At 50.5% G+C, this 18,963-nt stretch carries 19 protein-coding genes; 5 read left to right on the top strand and 14 right to left on the bottom strand.

The window, feature by feature from the left end; genetic code table 11:
- Positions 1-76: 76 nt before the first annotated feature.
- Positions 77-985 (bottom strand): hypothetical protein, encoded by a 909-nt coding sequence (locus ACZYR9_RS04065; RefSeq protein WP_488977186.1) that lies wholly within the window; start codon positions 983-985, stop codon positions 77-79.
- A gap of 260 nt (positions 986-1,245) precedes the next feature.
- On the bottom strand, positions 1,246-1,587 hold the full coding sequence (locus tag ACZYR9_RS04060) for a hypothetical protein (protein ID WP_488977185.1): 342 nt from the start codon (positions 1,585-1,587) through the stop codon (positions 1,246-1,248).
- A gap of 309 nt (positions 1,588-1,896) precedes the next feature.
- Here ACZYR9_RS04060 and asnB point away from each other — a divergent pair, with 309 nt between their 5' ends.
- Positions 1,897-3,741: an asparagine synthase (glutamine-hydrolyzing) gene (gene asnB / locus ACZYR9_RS04055; RefSeq protein WP_488977184.1), complete on the top strand. Its 1,845-nt coding sequence runs from the start codon at positions 1,897-1,899 to the stop codon at positions 3,739-3,741.
- 84 nt (positions 3,742-3,825) lie between these two features.
- Here the strand turns inward: asnB and ACZYR9_RS04050 are convergent, their stop codons facing one another.
- The 3 genes from ACZYR9_RS04050 to ACZYR9_RS04040 form a co-directional block, all read right to left on the bottom strand.
- Complete coding sequence (locus tag ACZYR9_RS04050) at positions 3,826-4,470, bottom strand: XTP/dITP diphosphatase (protein ID WP_488977183.1); 645 nt, start codon at positions 4,468-4,470, stop codon at positions 3,826-3,828.
- Positions 4,451-5,212: a ribonuclease PH gene (gene rph, locus ACZYR9_RS04045; RefSeq protein WP_488977396.1), complete on the bottom strand. Its 762-nt coding sequence runs from the start codon at positions 5,210-5,212 to the stop codon at positions 4,451-4,453. The genes ACZYR9_RS04050 and rph overlap by 20 nt, the downstream gene beginning before the upstream one ends.
- A 171-nt stretch (positions 5,213-5,383) precedes the next feature.
- Positions 5,384-6,418: a GerMN domain-containing protein gene (locus ACZYR9_RS04040; RefSeq protein ID WP_488977182.1), complete on the bottom strand. Its 1,035-nt coding sequence runs from the start codon at positions 6,416-6,418 to the stop codon at positions 5,384-5,386.
- Positions 6,419-6,614: 196 nt separating this feature from the next.
- On the opposite strand from ACZYR9_RS04040, the gene ACZYR9_RS04035 reads away from it, so the two are divergent.
- Both ACZYR9_RS04035 and ACZYR9_RS04030 read left to right on the top strand, forming a co-directional pair.
- A complete protein-coding gene (locus tag ACZYR9_RS04035) occupies positions 6,615-7,505 on the top strand; it encodes a diguanylate cyclase domain-containing protein (RefSeq protein WP_488977181.1) in 891 nt (296 codons plus the stop codon).
- Positions 7,502-8,020: a phosphatidylglycerophosphatase A family protein gene (locus ACZYR9_RS04030; RefSeq protein WP_488977180.1), complete on the top strand. Its 519-nt coding sequence runs from the start codon at positions 7,502-7,504 to the stop codon at positions 8,018-8,020. The genes ACZYR9_RS04035 and ACZYR9_RS04030 overlap by 4 nt, the downstream gene beginning before the upstream one ends.
- 66 nt (positions 8,021-8,086) lie before the next feature.
- On the opposite strand, the gene ACZYR9_RS04025 is transcribed toward ACZYR9_RS04030, so the two are convergent.
- From ACZYR9_RS04025 to ACZYR9_RS04010, 4 genes are all read right to left on the bottom strand, one after another.
- Positions 8,087-8,665: a hypothetical protein gene (locus ACZYR9_RS04025; protein WP_488977179.1), complete on the bottom strand. Its 579-nt coding sequence runs from the start codon at positions 8,663-8,665 to the stop codon at positions 8,087-8,089.
- Between the two features lie 3 nt (positions 8,666-8,668).
- Positions 8,669-9,736, bottom strand: a complete 1,068-nt coding sequence (locus ACZYR9_RS04020; RefSeq protein ID WP_488977178.1) for a Ger(x)C family spore germination C-terminal domain-containing protein — start codon at positions 9,734-9,736, stop codon at positions 8,669-8,671.
- 209 nt (positions 9,737-9,945) lie between these two features.
- Positions 9,946-10,941, bottom strand: a complete 996-nt coding sequence (locus ACZYR9_RS04015) for an MBL fold metallo-hydrolase (protein WP_488977177.1) — start codon at positions 10,939-10,941, stop codon at positions 9,946-9,948.
- A gap of 1 nt (position 10,942) precedes the next feature.
- Positions 10,943-11,680: a class I SAM-dependent methyltransferase gene (locus tag ACZYR9_RS04010; RefSeq protein WP_488977395.1), complete on the bottom strand. Its 738-nt coding sequence runs from the start codon at positions 11,678-11,680 to the stop codon at positions 10,943-10,945.
- Positions 11,681-11,847: 167 nt separating this feature from the next.
- Between ACZYR9_RS04010 and ACZYR9_RS04005 the strand changes: the two genes are divergently transcribed.
- Complete coding sequence (locus ACZYR9_RS04005; RefSeq protein WP_488977176.1) at positions 11,848-13,059, top strand: ROK family protein; 1,212 nt, start codon at positions 11,848-11,850, stop codon at positions 13,057-13,059.
- A 75-nt stretch (positions 13,060-13,134) separates the two neighbouring features.
- Here ACZYR9_RS04005 and ACZYR9_RS04000 read toward each other — a convergent pair whose 3' ends face one another.
- The 5 genes from ACZYR9_RS04000 to ACZYR9_RS03980 all read right to left on the bottom strand — a co-directional run bounded on the left by ACZYR9_RS04000 (position 13,135) and on the right by ACZYR9_RS03980 (position 18,053).
- A complete protein-coding gene (locus ACZYR9_RS04000; RefSeq protein ID WP_488977175.1) occupies positions 13,135-14,307 on the bottom strand; it encodes a DNA sulfur modification protein DndB in 1,173 nt (390 codons plus the stop codon).
- Positions 14,307-15,482: a DNA sulfur modification protein DndB gene (locus ACZYR9_RS03995; protein WP_488977174.1), complete on the bottom strand. Its 1,176-nt coding sequence runs from the start codon at positions 15,480-15,482 to the stop codon at positions 14,307-14,309. The genes ACZYR9_RS04000 and ACZYR9_RS03995 overlap by 1 nt, the downstream gene beginning before the upstream one ends.
- 422 nt (positions 15,483-15,904) lie before the next feature.
- Complete coding sequence (locus tag ACZYR9_RS03990; protein WP_488977173.1) at positions 15,905-17,143, bottom strand: cation:proton antiporter; 1,239 nt, start codon at positions 17,141-17,143, stop codon at positions 15,905-15,907.
- A gap of 2 nt (positions 17,144-17,145) precedes the next feature.
- Positions 17,146-17,643 carry a cation:proton antiporter regulatory subunit gene (locus ACZYR9_RS03985; protein WP_488977172.1) on the bottom strand — a complete coding sequence of 166 codons (498 nt, stop codon included), beginning with the start codon at positions 17,641-17,643 and terminating at the stop codon, positions 17,146-17,148.
- Positions 17,644-17,708: 65 nt separating this feature from the next.
- Positions 17,709-18,053, bottom strand: coding sequence for a hypothetical protein (locus tag ACZYR9_RS03980; protein WP_488977171.1), 345 nt, complete (start codon positions 18,051-18,053; stop codon positions 17,709-17,711).
- A 213-nt stretch (positions 18,054-18,266) separates the two neighbouring features.
- Between ACZYR9_RS03980 and ACZYR9_RS03975 the strand changes: the two genes are divergently transcribed.
- Entirely contained in the window at positions 18,267-18,896 is a 630-nt protein-coding gene (locus ACZYR9_RS03975; protein ID WP_488977170.1) for a C40 family peptidase, read from the top strand.
- Positions 18,897-18,963 lie beyond the last annotated feature (67 nt).

The raw sequence follows: 18,963 nt of genomic DNA, 5'->3' as shown, positions 1-18,963 counted from the left end.
ATATAACCATTATATTATAACCATAATGAATGACGTTTTCAAGGCATAATATTGAGCTAAACCAACTGAATAATCATCAAACTCTTCGGGTAAATACATTCGAGGCAAATTGCTGCATCAACCTGTACGCTTGCTCCCATTGGAATGTCAATTCGGAAGTAATGCCGTACTGCTCCATAATGTCAGCCTTATCCCCACCCTCAAACAAACGCTCCAGTAACGTCAGGTGCAGCGCAGCAGCCCATACATCGACACAAGCGGTTTCCTGCTTCAGCATCTGGGCATAAAACGAGGTGCCGTAAATAAACGCAAGGAATTCATTCCAGGTTTCCCCCGCAAAGTAGGATAAGGCCGGATGCTGCGTTTCGCTGATTTCCTGCACCCGGTAAATAATGTCTTGAATCTGTGAAGGAAACTGATCAAAGCCTGCCGGCGTGTCTTGAATGTCGACCACACCGGTTTCTCCATTCTTATGGAGTGTCACGGTCCCCGTCACACCGCGCTTTTTTAACGTTTGAAGCGTTTTGAATTGAATAATGGGATGAAGCGGCATCTGTGTAAACCAATCCAGCAGGGCCTGGTCAATGTCCGGGTGTTCCAAAAAAGCAAGCTGATCCAGCGCCAGCATCAGCTTGTCCGCGTCTTTGTGCTCCCTTAAGCTTTCCAACAGCTTTTGGGCATACTCCATGCCCTGTTCGCCCTTGGCACTAAGATGCTCTCGCAGCAAATCCGTCTCGCTTAGATCCTGCCCCAAGTCGATATCGGATTGATACACGAGATCGGGAAACATCATATACAGCCAATCCAAAAGCGATTGCCATTCTTCCCTCACTCTTTGGTCGTCGGACTGGCAAGTTAGCAGGAAACGCAGCAGCCTGATCGCATCGCCGTACTGTTCCGCCTCCAGGAGTCGGGTCAGCTCATATTGATAGTACTCGACGGTTTTTGGAAAAAGAATTACATTATCGTTCGATTGTCCGTTCATGCGACACCGCCTTTCCTTAAGCGACTTTCCTATGAATGCCAGTGTACCCGAAAAAGAAAGCGAAAGCAAAATCTGCGAAAACCGCTTACGATACCGTTCAAGGATGAGCGGCCGCAAATCAGAAGCAGATTTTGCTGCGATAAAGAAAAAGGTTCAGCTCCGCTGAAAATGCACACTTTTTTTTCGTTAAAAAAGCCCTTGATGGCAGGCATCCGGGCTGATTGCATATTCAACTGGATCGTTAGGATTCCGACCACAGATTAGTCCATTTTCATGGCGGCTTGGATCAATTGAGCCTTGATGTGCGGATTCTTGTCGATATAAGCATACATTCTGTCGACGGCTTCCTTGTTCTGCAAGTAGTCGCGTTCGTTTTGAATCATCTGGTGAGACCAGTTCAAAAGCGCGGCTTCCGCCGCTCCGAGACGGTTCAAGGCTGTGTGCAATCCGGTATCTTCAATAAGCTGCTCCATCGTTTCCTGGTTCACCGTTCCCAGCTTCTTTGTAGTTGCCAGCTTTTTCTCGAATTCTTTGTTAGCTTTTTCAAATTGCTCCTTGGCTTCTTTATATTCCTTTTGCTGCTCCGATAACGTCTTCTTCATACTTATGACCACCTTTACATGTTGATTCTCTGCATCTCTGTCAAGCGTATTTAAAAATAGAATGGAACACAAACTCCATTTTCTATTCATCGCCGCCGCATGGCAGAACGTACCCAAAGGTTTTATACGTTTTAGTGTAACTTTTATTCGATCGTTTGTCCAATTGTTCGTCAAGTTTTTGAGTCTTCCGCCCACAGCGGACAGACATGAATCGCCTTTTTACCGCATAACCTTTAACATCTTGCTGTCACTCCTTAGAGAGGCTTGTTTAGCCTAGAGAAATTACAGAGATCGGAGAGGATAAAGACAATGTGTGGGATTACGGGATGGATCGATTGGCACAGAGATTTGACGCAATATCCGTCCATTCTTGAGAATATGACGGATACGCTCGCCCCGCGCGGTCCGGATGCGTCGGGCACATGGATCACCCCCCGCTGCGCCCTCGGACACCGGCGTCTCAGCGTCATGGACCCGGAGAACGGTGCCCAGCCGATGACGCGAAGAGCAGGCGATTATACGTACAGCCTTGTGTACAACGGTGAGCTATATAATGCCCCCGAGCTGAAAAAAGAGCTGGAGCTGCGCGGTCATCGTTTTTTAACGACATGCGACACCGAGGTGCTCCTCGTGGCGTTTATCGAATGGGGCCAGGCCTGCGTGGATCGGTTTAACGGCATTTTTGCCTTTGCTGTTTGGGATGATGAGGAACAGTCTCTGTTTGCAGCCCGCGATCGGCTCGGCGTTAAGCCGTTTTTTTATTCTTATACAGACGGCCGATTTTTGTTTGGCTCGGAGCCTAAAGCCATTCTCGCACATCCCGACTTTCCCGCCCAGATCAACGGGCAAGGGCTGGCTGAGATTTTCGCCGTTGGGCCGGCGCGAACCCCCGGACACGGCATATACAAAAATATGCATGAGCTGAAGCCCGGTCACTGCATGGTGATGGATGCCAACGGCCTTCGCATCCGGGCTTACTGGAAGCTGGAAAGCAAGCCCCATGAAGATAACGTCGAAACCACAGCCGAAAAAGTGCGCGAGCTTTTGGAGGATACGGTAAAGCGCCAGCTTGCATCCGACGTGCCGATCTGCACACTGCTCTCAGGCGGGCTTGATTCAAGTGCGCTTACGTCTTTTGCCTCCCGTCATTATCAGGAACAAGGCCTGGGGACATTGCATACGTACTCGATCGATTACTTGGACAATGACAAGCATTTTAAAATGAACGCCTTCCAGCCAAACGCCGACGCACCTTGGATTCAGCGGATGACCGATGTTTTGGGCACCGTCCATCACGCGTTGGAATTCGATACGCCGGAGCTTGTCGATTCTCTAAACAGTGTCGTATATGCCCGCGATATGCCGGGGATGGCCGATGTCGACGGATCGCTGTATTTGTTCTGCCGGGAAATCAAAAAAGAAGCGACGGTGGCGATTTCCGGCGAAGCTGCGGATGAAATATTCGGCGGCTATCCCTGGTTTCACCGTGACGATGCCTTAAACGCACAAACCTTCCCCTGGTCGCTTGCCACCCCGGAACGCGTCGCTCTGCTGTCACCCGACTTTGTCGATTGGGTGAAGCCTGAGCAATATGTTCAAGAACAGTATCTCCAAGCGTTATCCGAGGTTCCGCGGCTGGCCGGCGAGGACCGTTTGCAAAACCGAATGCGAGAGATGTCATATCTTAATATCACCCGCTTCATGCCGACGCTCCTCGACAGGAAGGATCGGATGAGCATGGCGGTCGGCCTTGAGGTTCGCGTACCATTTTGCGACCATCGCCTTGTTGAATACGTCTGGAACATTCCCTGGGAAGTCAAGACGGCGGGCGACCGCGAAAAAGGAATTTTGCGAAAAGCGCTCAAAGGCGCTCTGCCCGACGATGTGCTGACCCGCAAAAAAAGTCCGTATCCGAAAACACACAATCCAAACTACTTGTCGGCCGTCCGTTCCTGGGTGCTCGACATCTTAAACGATCCTTCTTCTCCGCTGCTGCCATTTATCGACGCCGCCAAAATTCGTGCGTTAGCCGAAAATGACGGCGGCCGGTTCGATCTCCCTTGGTTCGGACAGTTAATGACAGGACCCCAGCTGTTTGCCTACCTCGCGCAAGTGGATACTTGGCTGCGCAGCTACCAAGTGAGTATTCGCTGACAAAGGACAGATAACGGTCTGTATATGAAATAACGGAACGGACTGCCGGAATGTTTCACCGTGCAGTCCGTTCCGTTATGATTTTTATTCGTGGTCGGCAAGTATGCCCCACAGCTTGCGCAGCGCCCGGCCGCGATGGCTCAAGGCGTTTTTTTCCTCCACCGTAAGCTCGGCGAGCGTACGGCCCAGCTCCGGCACATAGAAGAGCGGATCATAGCCAAAGCCCCGTTCCCCTCTCGGAGAGTCGATAATGACGCCTTCGCATTCTCCTTCAACCTCAGCAATCGGCTCTCCGTTTTTGTCGACAAGCGCTATGGCGCACACGAAACGGGCGGGACTAAGAACCGCAGCCCCCCCCTGTTGTGCGGGGGCTTGAGCTAACGAAACCCGCTTACCCAGCTCATCAAGCAGCTTGCGGTTGTTCGCCGCATCATCTGACGGCTCTCCGGCATAACGCGCCGAATAGACGCCGGGAGCGCCGCCAAGACGATCAACGCATAAACCGGAATCATCAGCGGCCACGGCGACTCCGAACTTCAAAGCGATAGCTCTCGCTTTAATCAGCGCATTGGCTGCGAATGTCTCCCCATCCTCCGGGATATCCGGGATATCCGGGTAATCACGCAGGCTGCGAACCGTCATGCCTTTATCCCGAAACAGAGATTCGAATTCTTTAACTTTTCCTGCGTTTTTCGTTGCAATCAGAATTTCAGGACCGAGAAGCGGCATGAGAAGCCCCCCTGATCCGTTCAGAAATCGGTCCAAGCACCTTCTCCTGCTCACTGATCATCGATTGAATGCCAAGCTCCGCCAACAACAGCAGCTCATCGAGCTCTTCGCGGGAGAACGGCGCCTCCTCCCCTGTTCCCTGAACCTCTACGAATTTACCGCCGCCGGTCATCACCACATTCATATCTACCTTCGCTTTGGAATCTTCCTCGTAGTTCAAATCGAGAAGGGCCTGCTCCTGAATAATGCCCACACTGACCGAGCCAAGAAAATCTATAATCGGAAAACGGCTTAATTTTTTGTCGGTAGCCAATTTATCGATCGCGATCGCCATCGCTACGAACGCCCCCGTGATCGACGTCGTACGGGTGCCGCCATCGGCTTGAATCACGTCGCAGTCCAACGTGACAGTCCGTTCCCCAAGCGCCTCCAGCTGAACTACCGAACGAAGCGCCCGGCCGATCAAACGCTGAATTTCCATGGTTCGGCCGCCCAGCTTGCCTCTGGCCGCTTCCCTCTGGTTTCGGACCGAAGTCGCGCGGGGCAGCATCGAATATTCCGCCGTTACCCAGCCCTTGCCCTGCCCTTTCATAAACGGGGGAACCCTCTCTTCAATCGTGGCGGTACAAATCACCTTGGTATCGCCCACCTCAACGAGAACGGACCCTTCCGCATGCTTGTTATAATTTACCGTCATTTTTACCGGTCTGGTTTCATCGGCTCTTCGGCCGTCGCGTCTTATCAAGTGTTTCTTCCTCCTTTTGCTCTGACGCTCCTTATTGTACCAGAGCAAATATGGAAAACCAACCGGTACCGGGTTTCTGCTGGATCGGGGCGTAATGATGAATTCGGTAAAAATCCCCCTTTATCCGTCACTGCCGCATTAAGGGGGCTCTGGCCATGCGGTTGAACATTACAGCTTCATCTGGTTAACCGCCTGAGGCCTCGACACCGGCTTCGCGTAGCTTTGGTTGTCCGTCGCGCTCACATTGGCTTTTCCGTTGACCAAAATTTGCACTTTGGTGGATGCTTCCGCATTTTCCGTCAAGGAAAGCACCACGGCCTTCAGCGCTTCGGCCGGAGCTTTTTGATCCGGTCCGAGCATGGTGTCGGAGAAATTAACCGTGATAATATTCTCCGCTTTGCTGACCTTGAGCAGCTCCGCGCCCGGCGTCATTACCGCGGTCAAGCCCTTCTTCTCATCCGGACCGGCAATGAGCTGCTGCACAACCGCTTCAGCAACCTCGCCGGTCCGATTGATCAACCGGGTCACCGGCACATAGTAGCTGTATTCTTCCTGGTTTTGATTCAAGAAATAAAGTGTCACCGGTGTCGCTTGGCCGAACTCCACATGCTCCGGCTTCTCCAGGTTAATCCCCATCGCCCGGGTCAGCGCCTCGTCCATCGGCGTTCCGCCGACGGGCATTTCTTTCAACGCTTTACCCTCTACGCGAATTTGCACTTTGTCTACGGTAGGAAAGCTCGTAAGCGTCCAAGTGATTCCCTCCAATATTTTCCTTTCGTCCTGCAGGTTATAATCTGTGAAGGAATTGGAGAAATCTACGATAGCAAGCTTATCTTTGATGCTGATTCCTTTGATTTCGGTTCCTTTGGGGAGCAGACTCGTGAAGCCCGCAGGAAGCCGGCCTTCGGACGGTCCGCCTTCCACCATGTATTCGAGCGCTCTCTTGGCCGTGCTTTCTGTTTTCTCGATTTGCATGGCAATAGGAGCGACAAAGCCTTTCTCATCCTTTGCATAAACGGTGATTTGCATCGGATGGACCATGGCAGCCGAAACGGGTTGTGCCCCCACTTGCCCGGCATCCGTTCCGGTCTGTGGAGGATCGATCGGCTGAGATTGTTCCTTCGTCGCTTCCGAGCAGCCGGAAGTCAGCAGCACCACAATGCCGGTAACGGCGGCCCACCGTGTCCATTTGTACTGTTTCATTGCTGTTCCTCCTTTTATTGTCGGGGTGTTGTCCTTTTTTACTTATGTATACGAGACAGAGACAAGTTTATGACAACAATTTGTCCCCGCTTACGGACATGTCTATGTAGTTCTTAAGACGGTATTATCCTTGATTTACCAGTACTTGAAGCCTATAATAAAAGATGTGTTTTTCCAAAAAGAGGTGAGTCGCCAAATGGAAAACCGTCTTCCCGAACCGTCGTCGGATGATTTGTACCAAGCCGCTTTACTGCAGTCCCCGGACTGGCTATGGATTTTTGATGCTTCGGGAACTCCGGTCGGCGTATCACCTAAGCCGAATTCTGGAACACTCCTTTACAAGCGGGTCCACGAGAATGATTTGCCGCCCCTTCAAGAAGCATGCCGGCTGCTGCTGGATCAAGGTCAACCCTTTGTAACGGTGTTTCGCGCTATGCTTCCTGACAAAACATGGATTTGGTTGGAGGCCAAAGGATATCCGGTGACTGTACAAGGCAGCTGCAGACGACATGCAGCCATCGTCGCCAGAGATATCACTGACCTCAAGCAGCATGAAGAGCGTCTCATGCGTCTGGCTTATTACGACGCACTGACCGGGCTTGCAAACCGCCGATTGTTTCAAGACCGCTTCTGCCAATCGCTTCATTTAGCCAAGCGTTATCATTCGAAGCTGGCCGTTCTTTATCTGGATTTGGATAACTTCAAGCGCGTGAATGATACATACGGCCACTCCATCGGAGATGAGCTCCTGGTCATGGTCGCTTCCCGGTTAGCCTATTCCATCCGCGAGCCCGACACCGTAAGCCGAATCAGCGGCGACGAGTTCGTTGTGCTGCTTCAGCAGTTCGAGCATCCGGAGGATGTCGCCAAGGTTGGCCGCAGAATGCTGGAGGCGCTTAGTCAGCCGTTTCATCTGCACGGGCTGACCATTGCAATCACCTGCAGCATCGGAGCCTCCTTTTATCCTCAAGACGGATTGGACCTTGAAACGCTGCTGCAATGTGCTGATGCCGCTATGTATACTTCAAAACAGCAGGGAAAGAATCACTTTCTTTTTTTTAGAAATACGAAGGAGGCGTCCTCGTGAAATACAGTTTGAACAGCAAAAAAGTAGCTGAAGCCTCCCGTGAATGGTTAAGAAATCGCGGGGTTCGGACGGAGGATATTGCGGAGCTGACGTATTTTCTGCAAAAGGACTATTACGACAACCTGACGCTGGAAGAGTGCATGGCAAGCGTGGAGCAGGTGCTGTCCAAGCGGGAAGTGCAAAATGCCATCCTGACAGGCATTCAGCTTGACATGTTGTCGGAGAAGGGCCAATTGATGTCCCCTCTTCAGGAAATGGTCGAAAATGATGAAGGGCTTTACGGCTGCGATGAAATCTTGGCGCTATCCATCGTGAACGTATACGGCAGCATCGGTCTTACGAATTTCGGATATATCGACAAGCTGAAACCGGGTATTGTAAAACAGCTGAATGATAAAAGCGGAGAACGCAAGCATACGTTTTTGGACGATATCGTCGGTGCCATCGCCGCTTCGGCCAGCAGTCGGATTGCACATCGCAAACAGGAAGAAAAAGAGAAGGGATTCGATGAATAAAGCTTCGTTAAAAAAGGCAATGCTTCTTTTTCTCAAGAAGCATTGCCTTTTTGTTTGTCAAGCTGTTTATTGGAGCGGAGCCAGGGAATCGGCGATGGCCTCGACAGCCTCCGGAGCAACGTCCTTGGCCGGCTGGATGGCCACGAACGTGTCACCTTGCTTCAAATAAAGGCCGCTCTGTCCGCCTACCGTCAGCCAATTGGCCGTGCCAATGCTAAGCTGCACTACTTTCTCAGGCTCCAGTCCCGCGGGTTGAAGCTCATCAGAAGACTCCATCACAGCCATATGATTATATTTTACCGTCATGACTTTCCCGCTGCCCTGCACTTGGTTGAGCTGATCACCGGGAACTGTTTTTTGCGGAACATAAATGGTTGCGACGCCGGTGAATTTGGCTGTATTTCGAATCCCCTCCTTGTCCGCGTCCGTGTAGGTAATCGGTACAAGCTCTGGCGGAGCAGCCGGCGGCTTGGCGGCTTGGTCTCCTTGATTTCCTTGATTCCCTTGATTTTGTGCCTGCCCTTGCTGCCCTTGCGTGGGCGGGGACTGTCCCTTTTGACAGGCCGTTAAGGCCAGCAGGGATAACCCTAGAAGCAACGCCAAGGACCACACTGCCGCTTGTGTCCACGGATATCGTGCATTCATTGTTTATGTACCTCCATGTAATCTGACATCGATGTCCAGTTTAACTTCCGCCCGTGCCAACGCTTCTCTCCACCGCTCTTGCGTCCAAAAGCCGCTGTATTGCTTGCGGGTGGCTTCTCCCAAACGCAAAGGATCGGTCCGAAGCTCCTGCAGAGAATGGATAAGCTCCTCTCCCTGCTGCTTCAATCTATCTTCCCATTGCCAGGCTGTGGATCGTCCGTCCGAAAGCGCCGTTATCGACAAAAGCATCCTCAGCCTCGGATGCTTTAAATCACCGTTGGCGGCAATGTCCGCTTTACAGGAGACCTTCTTAAGCTCCGGCGTTTTATCGATGGCCGATTCCGCAGAATCCGCAGCAGGCCAGCTCATTCGCGGCAAATCGCCGCCGCGCAAGCAGGAGAGCAGCTCGCTTTGACCGGAAGAAAGCATGGTGACCGGCTCTTGATTTTTAAACAACAACGCCTGCGGTGCAGGTATCCGACCCCCTTCGCTCCAACCGGACAAAGCATCTGTAGAAAGATAAGGCAAAACGAGATCGTCACCAACCCTATAGTCGAAGGAACGAAGCGAATCTGCAGCCCAGCCGTTTTGGCTAAGCATCGCCATAACGCCGTCTGCACCATGCGGACTGCGTACCCACTGCTCGGCCGAGCCTTCCACGACGGCAAGCAGCGGCGTGCGACCTTGCTTCACACTGAGCCTTTGCAGCTGCTTGGCCCAGGACACCGGGAAGCCGTGCCTTCGTGCCCATGGCTCGCCGATCGCAATCCATCGGGGCGGCGCTTTTTGCTCCCACTGCCAAACGGCTTCCGAGAAGGCGGAAAAGGATTGCGTACGCGGCTCTCCCGCCGCAAAAGCCTGCAGCTTCCCGCCTGCGAAACGGGTCAAGTGTTCTGCGGTCGTTACGCGCAGCCCCCCCGGATCAGCGTCAACTCCGGCTACCGTGAGGTGCGCCCCTTCGTACTGAAACGGCGTCACCGGTTCGTCATTGGATGCCGTACAGCCGGTGCCCATGACCAAACATGCAACGATCGGCATGAGACGCCTCAACAGCAATCGGTCCTTTGCCATTCACCCTTCCCCTTCCATTTTGCGCTTTGGGCAGAGTGCAGAAGCTCTGCATTTCTCGCTGATCTAATATTTCCCATTTCATAAAAAAATATGCATAGTACGGCGGATCTATTGAAATCAAACCCTTACATGTATAAAGGCATAAATAAATAGCCTTCGTTTGTCCCAACGAAGGCTTGATGCCGTACCTTATTTTCTAACGCCTATGCTTACAACTGCCTATAGCTGACCATTCCGTCCTGCTCGATCGAGCGTACCTTGCCCGCTTCACGCAGCCAAATCAGGTGCGCCATCGTCTCCGACAGAGCGAACCGGAGCTGGTGCACGCTCAGTTTGTCGCCGAAAGCGGCGCGGCATACGTCATAAGCCGTACGCGGCTCCGTCAGAAGAGCCCGCATCGATTCGAGCCTTTGGTGGTGATGAACGATCAGCTCCTTAGCCCGCTGCTGCAAATAAGTGAACGGCTTGCGGTGACCGGGAAACGCCAGGCGCACCTCGTAGCGGCTGATCTGCTCCAAGCTGGTCATATAGCTAGCCAGCGGGTTCTCATCGATGCCCAACGGCAAGTAACTGACATTCGGTGAAATTTGCGGCAGGACATGGTCACCGCAGAACATCACAGCTGTCTTTTCAAGATAAAAGCATAGGTGACCGGAAGCATGACCCGGTGTATGAATCGTCTCGTAGACGTCCTTGCCCAGCCTAACTTTCGCCGCTTCATCAATCAAGGTAACCTTCGGCTGCGGAGAGACCGCCTGCACAAAGCTGTCCATATTATCCTTCATGGCCTTCTCCAGCTCCGCAGGCATCCCGTTGATTCGAAACAGTGTCATCAGCTTCTCCGCCATGGGCTGACCCTCACCCCACAAGAGTCCGGTATGCTCCCAAGCCGTCCGCGACATCATGACGGGAGCGCCGCCTGTACGTTCTTGAAACCACCCTGCCAGACCATAATGATCGGGATGATGATGGGTAAGAACGATACGCTCAATACTATCGAAGCGAATTCCCCGTTCCGTGAGCACTGATTCCCACAACGCCTCGGATTGCTCCGTCCGGAGACCGGGATCGATCAACGTCCAGCCGTCCGGACCGGGCAGCAGATAGCTGTTGACAAAACGCAGAGGAAACGGAAGCGGAACTTTGACCTGCAGGACATCACCGTGCTCCGTAACCGTAGAGGCTGCCGACAATCGACCGGACATCTTACTTCTCCCTCCTTCCTACAAAAATCATCCGTTTGGAGTTGGCAGGATCATAAGGGGATGCATCGTAGCCGCCATATACGGCATCTGCAACCAGTCCCGCCCGGTGGAGCATCTGAACAAAGCTTTCACGGTCAATCAGCTTTACCTGCTCCTCGTAAACCCGTTCTCCCCTATTCTTTTCATCCTGCAGTACAATCGTTTTCCGGACAAATCCGTCCTCAATCCGGCGCCGTTCGTCGATCGTAATCTCGCCTTCCGTCCGTACCGAATGAGGTACGAGGTGAGCAGATACGTAGGAAGGATTCAAATAATCTATAATAAATCGTCCATCCGGTTTAAGCAGTCTTTGGATCTCCTTTAATACCCGTTCATTGTCGGCCGGCTCGTTAAAATATCCGAAAGACGTAAACAAATTCACCACCGCGTCAAACCGGTCCGTCAAGGGTACGCTGCGCATATCTCCCCGGATCCATCGTACGCTGCCTTCCCGATCCAGCTTCCTGGCTTCTGCCAAAAGCACCTCGGAAAGATCGACCCCCGTGACCTGGAAGCCAAACCCGTGAAGCGCCATGGAATGGCGTCCCATTCCACAGCACAAATCAAGCACTTCCGCCCCTTCCGGCAGCTCCAGCCATTCCATCATCCGGCGTACCTCTTCATAGGCTCCCTGTAAATCACGATGCTTATATACCAACAAATAATCTTGTCCAAAGCTTTTCTCGTACCACTCCGTCATGATCTCCATCGTCCCCTTCTCTTACACATCGGCTTGAAACCCGCTTGACAGACTAACCCTTATTTTAACAGAAGAAGGGGGCAAAAACACGTTTCAGTTTCCGACCCGGCACGAGTATAGTATAATGATACTTTAATTGGCGTTCAATCTGGTATCGGAGGAAGATCATGGAGCGCGAAAGCCTGTCACAAAGAATTTCCGGCCGAAAAGCGAAAGAGATTTTTGAACTGATCCGTAAAGTAGGAACCGTATCCAAAATCGATCTCCTCGACAAAAGCGGCCTGACCGGGAGTACGTTAACCCGAACCTTAGAAGAGCTTACTGCACATAAAATCATTTTGGAGGCTGGTTTCGGAGACTCAACGGGCGGCCGAAGGCCTATATTATATACCATTAATCCCGACTATGCCTATGTATTCGGACTGGATATTTCCAGAATGTACTCCAAGCTGGTGCTTTTCGATCTGCAAATGAATAAGCTCGATTCCAAAAGCTGGATGATGACCGATAGTCTTACCCCGGAAGTGCTCTTGGATGAAATTATATTGACGGTACAGAAGATGATTTCCGAGCGCGGCATCCCATCCCATAAAGTGCTGGGCATCGGAGTCGGAGCAGTCGGACCCATTGATCGCACATCAGGGACCATCCTGGAACCCTTATATTTTCCTTCCGCGGGCTGGAACCAGGTTCATGTGACGGAAGTTCTGGAGCAGCGCCTCGGATTCCCCGTTCTTCTCGATAACGGGGCAAATACCGCCCTAATCGGGGAATCCTGGTCTGACCGCGGACGGGATTATCAGCATCTGCTGTATATCCATGTCGGGGTCGGATTACGCTCGGCCATGATGACCAACGGACAAGTCGTTTATGGCGCTGTAGACATGGAAGGGGCCGTTGGCCAAATGATTATTCAAACCGACGGGCCAAGGCTTTGGGGACAAGGGAATTTCGGTGCTTGGGAATCCTACGCCTCCATTCATGCGCTGGAGCAGCAAACTCAAACCCGGCTCAAGCAAGGACGGGACAGCATCCTGCTGCGAATCGAGCCGGATCCGGAGAAGATTACATTCTCCCATCTTGGACAGGCATTAAGGGACAATGATCCTCTAACCGTCGAATTGTTCACCCAAGCCGCGACTTATTTTGGCATCGGCTTGTCCAACCTGCTCAATATTTTACATCCTGAAAAAGTCATTCTCGGCGGTGCTTTAATCAGCAGCCACCCCGGTTTTTTCCATATCGCCACACGGGTCGCCATCCAAAGAACGTACTATTATCCCAAGTATCAAGTCGTGTTCAGCCAGGGGGCCTTAGGAGAAGATGCGCTTGCTACCGGCGCGGCCATCATGGTCATTAACAAGCTGACGGCCGTATAAGGGAGCACCGCCTCCAGACGCCAAAAAAAGCTCCAGAGAAACCTTTTGGTCTCCATGGAGCTTTTGCAAATGTGATTATGCCGATGCTTCATCCTCATCGATAGTGTCGCCGTGCAGCTCTTGGAACAGCTCAACCAGCTTTCCGTGCTTGCGCAGCGATTTCTCATGAATAAGGTTCAGCTTTCCATTATCAAGCTGCCCGAAGCGCTCGATCAGCAGCTCGTTGTCATGCGTCCAATCGAAGCCTTCAAAAATGTTCAAGCATTTCGTCCAGTTCTTCACGTATTTACCGTCCGCAAACAAATGACGGTTCGCATACAGCGCAATACTCTCCTGCATGGCACGCGCAGACGAGTTATACTGAGGCAACCCGGGCTGTTCCGGCATCAACGGAATGAGTGTGGTAAAAAATTGGTGCAAAATCTCAATATAAGTAGAAGGATCCTGCTTGATTTTGCGGGCCAGCTCATAAGATGGCTGCATCTTTCCTGTAAACAGCATGGTAGCTGTAGAATACAACCAGCTGAACGAAGTGAAGTTTTTGTTGTATGCGGTCAGGTTAGCCCTGCGTTCCACACCCGCGCCCTTCAAGAACACGTTATGGTCTACCACCTGCTGAATCACGACGTTAAGCGGATCGATGGAGTCAAACGAATGGCCGAGCTCCTTGCTCACCAGCTGAACCTTGGAGTTAATGTCACCGAACAGCTGCTTTTCTTCCTCTTCGCTGAGACCAATGTAAATTTGGACCGCCAGTTCGCTCTCCATGAGCTCCAGCCGGCGGCGCTCCAACTGCTCTACCTGTCCTTCAAGCTGTTCCAGCTCGGCGGTAATCTCCGCATTATCCGGCGTCTTGCGGTGCTTGATCTTTAAGGCTGCAAGCTTCTTATCCAAGCTGCGGGCTTCTTTGAGCATTTGCTCTCCTACATAACCCAAAGCAAGAATACGGTGCTGTCCGTCGAGAATGCTCAGTTTGGAGCCTGGACGCAAGTACAGCCCGTTCTCCGCCTTTGCCAAGCTGCTGACATCGCGCAGACTAAGCGTAACCGGACCAAAAAATACGCGGTCGAGATCGCGCTCCTGCAAATAATTCGCAATTTTGCGGCGCTGACCGGCGCTCAGCTTTCTCTGTACCATCGGGTCAATCGTTGTATAGTTCAGTAAATCCTGTACCTGTATGGCTACCGTCGCAAGTCCGAAACGATCGCAAAAGGGATGGATCGTCATTTGTAGGTTTAAGCCGTCCATTAGCCAACGTCCTCCTTAGTGTTTTCCGTTTGGAAAACTTGCTCAGCAAGCGAGTCTTCACGAATCAAAAACATATGGTGCTCGTTATAGAAATCTTTAACAAACTGATAGGCTTTCACAATACGGGAGCGTCTGGGCAAACGGTCTTTCTCATCCCCGCTGTAGATGGCATCCCAATCAATGTGAGGCAGGATTTTAAGCGCATAGTCAAGCGCATATTTATTAAACGTACCGGTTTTGGTCACTTCACCATGGAAAAACATAGAAAGAGCGATTTGCAGGTTCTCCGACCAGCACAATTCGCCTTTTTCCGGCGCAGGCAAATACTTCAGCAGGCTCTCAAAGTAATGGACGGCCAGCTTCATGTGTTCTTCTACCTGTTGATCCTCGAAGTAATACCCGTTGTTACGGGCAGCCGACTTCAAACGGCCTTCAAACAAACCAATCATAATTTCGATCAGCAGATGATAAGAGAACAGGTACTCCGGTCCTTTGCCCCGTTCGGTAAACATGTCGACCGGAATTTGTTTCATCACCTGAGTTTCCAGCGCCAACCGGGAAGCAAGGACATGATAAAATCTGCGCTGCTCTCTGAGAACCGCCAAGTTACCGCCAATCTTGCGCGGAAGCTTATTGATGTCCGAGAACAATTGACGCTCTTGACGCGCGTTGATATCGAGATAAATCATGGTGGACATCGGGAAGGCGTACAGCTTGCTCAGCTTCGCCGAAATTTCCTCCATACGATCATATTCTCTGCGGTCTTTGGCTCTTGCCATTGCGCTTTGTAGCGTTTCCATTAAACGACGGAAAGCCGCCAAACGATGCTGCCCGTCGACCACGTAGAGCTTCTCGATGGCCTGAAGTCTGTACAAACGTGAATCCGGATCGTATTCACCGGCACCGCGGGCAGACAAAATAATACCCGGGAAATAAATTCCTTGTCCGTTATCCAAATAAAGCATGATATAATCCATCATTTTGGACAAGTTTTGTGGTACGATGGAGCGCTGAACCTCCAAATCGACTTCATAGATGGCGAAAAGCTTGCTCATGGGCAATGTTGTTGAAAGCGTCGTTTGGCCGAAGGTTCTGGAAGCAACCCCTGGAATTTCTATATAGGACGACGCCTTCTGCTCCGCCAGCAGCTCCGACAGAGATGTGATGTTATCCATATCCGTATTCCTCCTTGGATACCTTGCAGTTAGGCATATGAGTATATTTTACTATAATAGGTTGATATAATTCCATTATACACAGAAAATGCGCAAAACATTCAGCTTTCCGGCAATTTACGCAGTTTTTTCGTAAGAAAAACCATTTGACATCAGGAACCCTTGGCAAAAGCACGATCCGCCAGCTTCAATTGCCATAGCCCAGTGCTGCAAAGTTATAGTTAAGCATATAAAATTAATCGTATATGCTTTTTAACGGGTTGTCAATTAACTTGGCCTGAAACTCATTCCTAAAAACCAAATGACAAAGAGACATCCCAAGGGATGCCTCTTTGTCTTGTCTTCTGGTATATTCAGCTGCTTCATGGCGGTCGGATCGAATTGTAAACCACGAAAGCCAGCTTTAGAATGTACTTTTATTTTTAAGATTCATCGGTCTGCCGCACGGGGGCTTTTTGTTCTTTTTTAGGTTTTCCTCCAAGCGGAATGATTCGGTTCAGCGAGTTATACACCCATTTGGATTCTTTGGTCAGCAGCGGTCCCAGGATCGCCAGAATCAATACATAAAGTGCAGCAAACGGCTGTAGAATCGCCAGCAATCCCCCGGCTTTGCCGATATTCGCCATAATGATGGAAAACTCTCCCCGGGAAACGATTGTAAGTCCAATGTTCGCCGACGCCTTTGGCGATAAGCCGGCATATCTGCCTGCGAGCATCCCTGCAATGAAGTTTCCGATCAAGGTAATCACTACGGCTGCCAAAGAATACCATACGGCTCCGCCTAATGTAAGAGGATCGATCGATAATCCGAAGCTGAAGAAAAAGATGGCTCCGAAGAAATCACGAAATGGAAGGATGAGGTGCTCGATCCGCTTCATATGCTCTGTCTCCGCCAATACGAGTCCGGTCAGCAGCGCGCCGATGGCTTCAGCAACGTGAATGGTTTCGCCAATGCCCGCAATTAAGAACAAAGCGCCAAAAATCACCAGCGCGAAGGTTTCATTAGATCGGATGTTTAATGCACGGTTTAAGAATGGCACGACCTTTCGACCAAGGATAATAAAGAGGAGCATGAAACCAAGCGCCATTAAAGCGGAAAGCAAAACGCCGCCAAGTGAGGTAGCGCCGCTTAAGACAAGCCCGGAGAGGATAGAGATGTAAACAGCCAGAAATACGTCTTCGAACATGATAATGCCGAGGATCATTTCGGTTTCGGGATTTGCCGTTCGTTTTAAATCCACCAGCACCTTCGCAACAATGGCGCTTGAGGAAATGGTCGTTATCCCTGCAACGACCAAAATCTCCTTGAAAGGAAAGTCCAACATCCAGCCGAGCAGAATGCCTAACGTAAAGTTAATGGCAATGTAAATCGTTCCGCCCACGGCAATGGATTTGCCTGATTTAATCAAACGGCCGACAGAGAATTCAAGCCCCAGATAAAAGAGCAGGAACAGAATTCCGAGACGGCCCATAAATTCGATCAACGGCGCGCTTTCAATGAAGCGGAAATCGAATAATCCGATTTCGGGAGCATGCGGACCTACCGCCATCCCCACCAAGATGTAAAACGGAATAACGGAAAAGCGTAATTTAGCGGATAACAATCCTGCGGCAGCGATGAGCGCGATAGCAAGGCCAACTTCCAGAACGATATGATCCATCCTTATTCACTCCCATGAACCAGAATCTCTTTTAGGAGCTTTAGATGCTTTCGTTCTCCCGCAATAATAAGCGTTGAATCGGCTTTAAACACATAATCCGGGCCCGGATTGATCTTCTTGCTATGGTCTTTCTCGACTACGGCGATAATGCTGGTGCCTGTCTTCTGCCTGATTTCCAATTGTCCGATGGACAAGCCGATACATTTGTAATCGTGCTCGACCTTATACCATTCAATGGTCAAATCGTCCAGTTCCACTTCAATGGTTTCCAGCGCTTTGGGCTTATAATTCATTCCGCCGATGATGCTTCCAATGATACGCGCTTCATCATCGTCTAGCGTCACCATGGAGATGCTGTCATCCGGATCGTCATGTTCAAAGTGATAAAGCTCTCTTCTTCCGTCATCATGGATAATGACGACCAGCTTGTCGCCGCCCCGCGTAATTAATTGAAATTTACGCCCGATGCCGGGCAAATCGCTTTCTCTGATATTAGGCATAAGGAATGACCTCCTGTAAGTTCACTTCGTTGCCGAGGGTATAAATTGAACTATCGCTATAGCATTTAGGGCTTTAGCGCCACGAAATGCGAAGTAAACTTAACCGGTCTCAGACAAATTTTTCTTAATTGCTTGGAAACCGCGCATTCCAACCGGTGGACCGGTATCTGAAACCGCAAGAATACGAGCAGAAGTATCCAATAGCTTGATAGAGAAAACGCGAAAACCATATAGGTCATCATGACATGATGAAGCAGCGCACTTGAAGAAAAACTGGACTGGGCTGTGGAAAAGGCAGACGTTCTGGATACGGGTTCAACATTAATGGAGGGAGTTACCGCAGCCACGGCAAGCGCAAGCGCAAGCAGCAGAAAAAAAAACAGCCGTATGCGTTTATTCTTGAACTGCATTAAACTTCCCTCCTTACTCCGTTTTCATTTCATTATATAGTACTTTTTCTTTAAAATCCATTTTCTTTACCAAAATGGCTTTATAAAAACGAACGAATGATCTTCCTCATCGTTTATACCGGCTTAGCTAATTCCAGAATTTACACCTTTATTCTAATTCTTCTTCTTTGTTAGAATTACTATGCAACGAGAATAAGCCACAGGAGGCAAAGAATGAAAAAAATGATCCTTTCATCCGTATTGGCTACAACATTCTTATTTAGCGGAATTGCTGCTGCAGCTGCTCCAAATCAGTACATAGCCACGAGCTCTGATACCCTCTGGACCGTTTCACAAAAGCTGAATATTAAACTGGCTGATCTGCTGGCAGCCAACCCTAGGCTTGATCCGTATAATATTTATGCAGGCGTAGTGATCAATCTCCCTCAATCCTCAACACAAAAGCCGGGCTGGGAGGCCAAAGCCGATGCCATTATTGCAACCGGGATGAACCAGCTTGGAACGCCTTACGTCTTTGGCGGAGATACACCTTATACTGCGTTTGACTGCTCGGGCTTTATACAATATGTATTTAATCAAAACGGATATAACCTTCTTCATTCTGCGGCATGGATCAGTCAAATGGGGACGCCGGTAAAAAAAGCCGAGCTTCGCAAAGGCGACCTTGTATTTTTGCAGGGGACCTATACCAGCGGCGTTTCTCACGTTGCCATCTATCTTGGGAACAACAAGATTCTTCATGCCAGCACCTATGGAGGGACCAGAGAAGTAAAAATCACTTCCCTTTTCGGCATACCTTATTATGACGAGCATTATTGGGGTGCACGCCGTTTGATCAACTAAGAATGAAAAAACTGCACCTCCAATTGTTAGGGTTGTCTAACAATTGGGGTGCAGTTCACACTCGGCT

Source organism: Paenibacillus sp. F024 (genome assembly GCF_057814255.1).
Note: the sequence above shows the minus strand (reverse complement) of the source record. Positions and strands in the feature narration are given on the sequence as shown.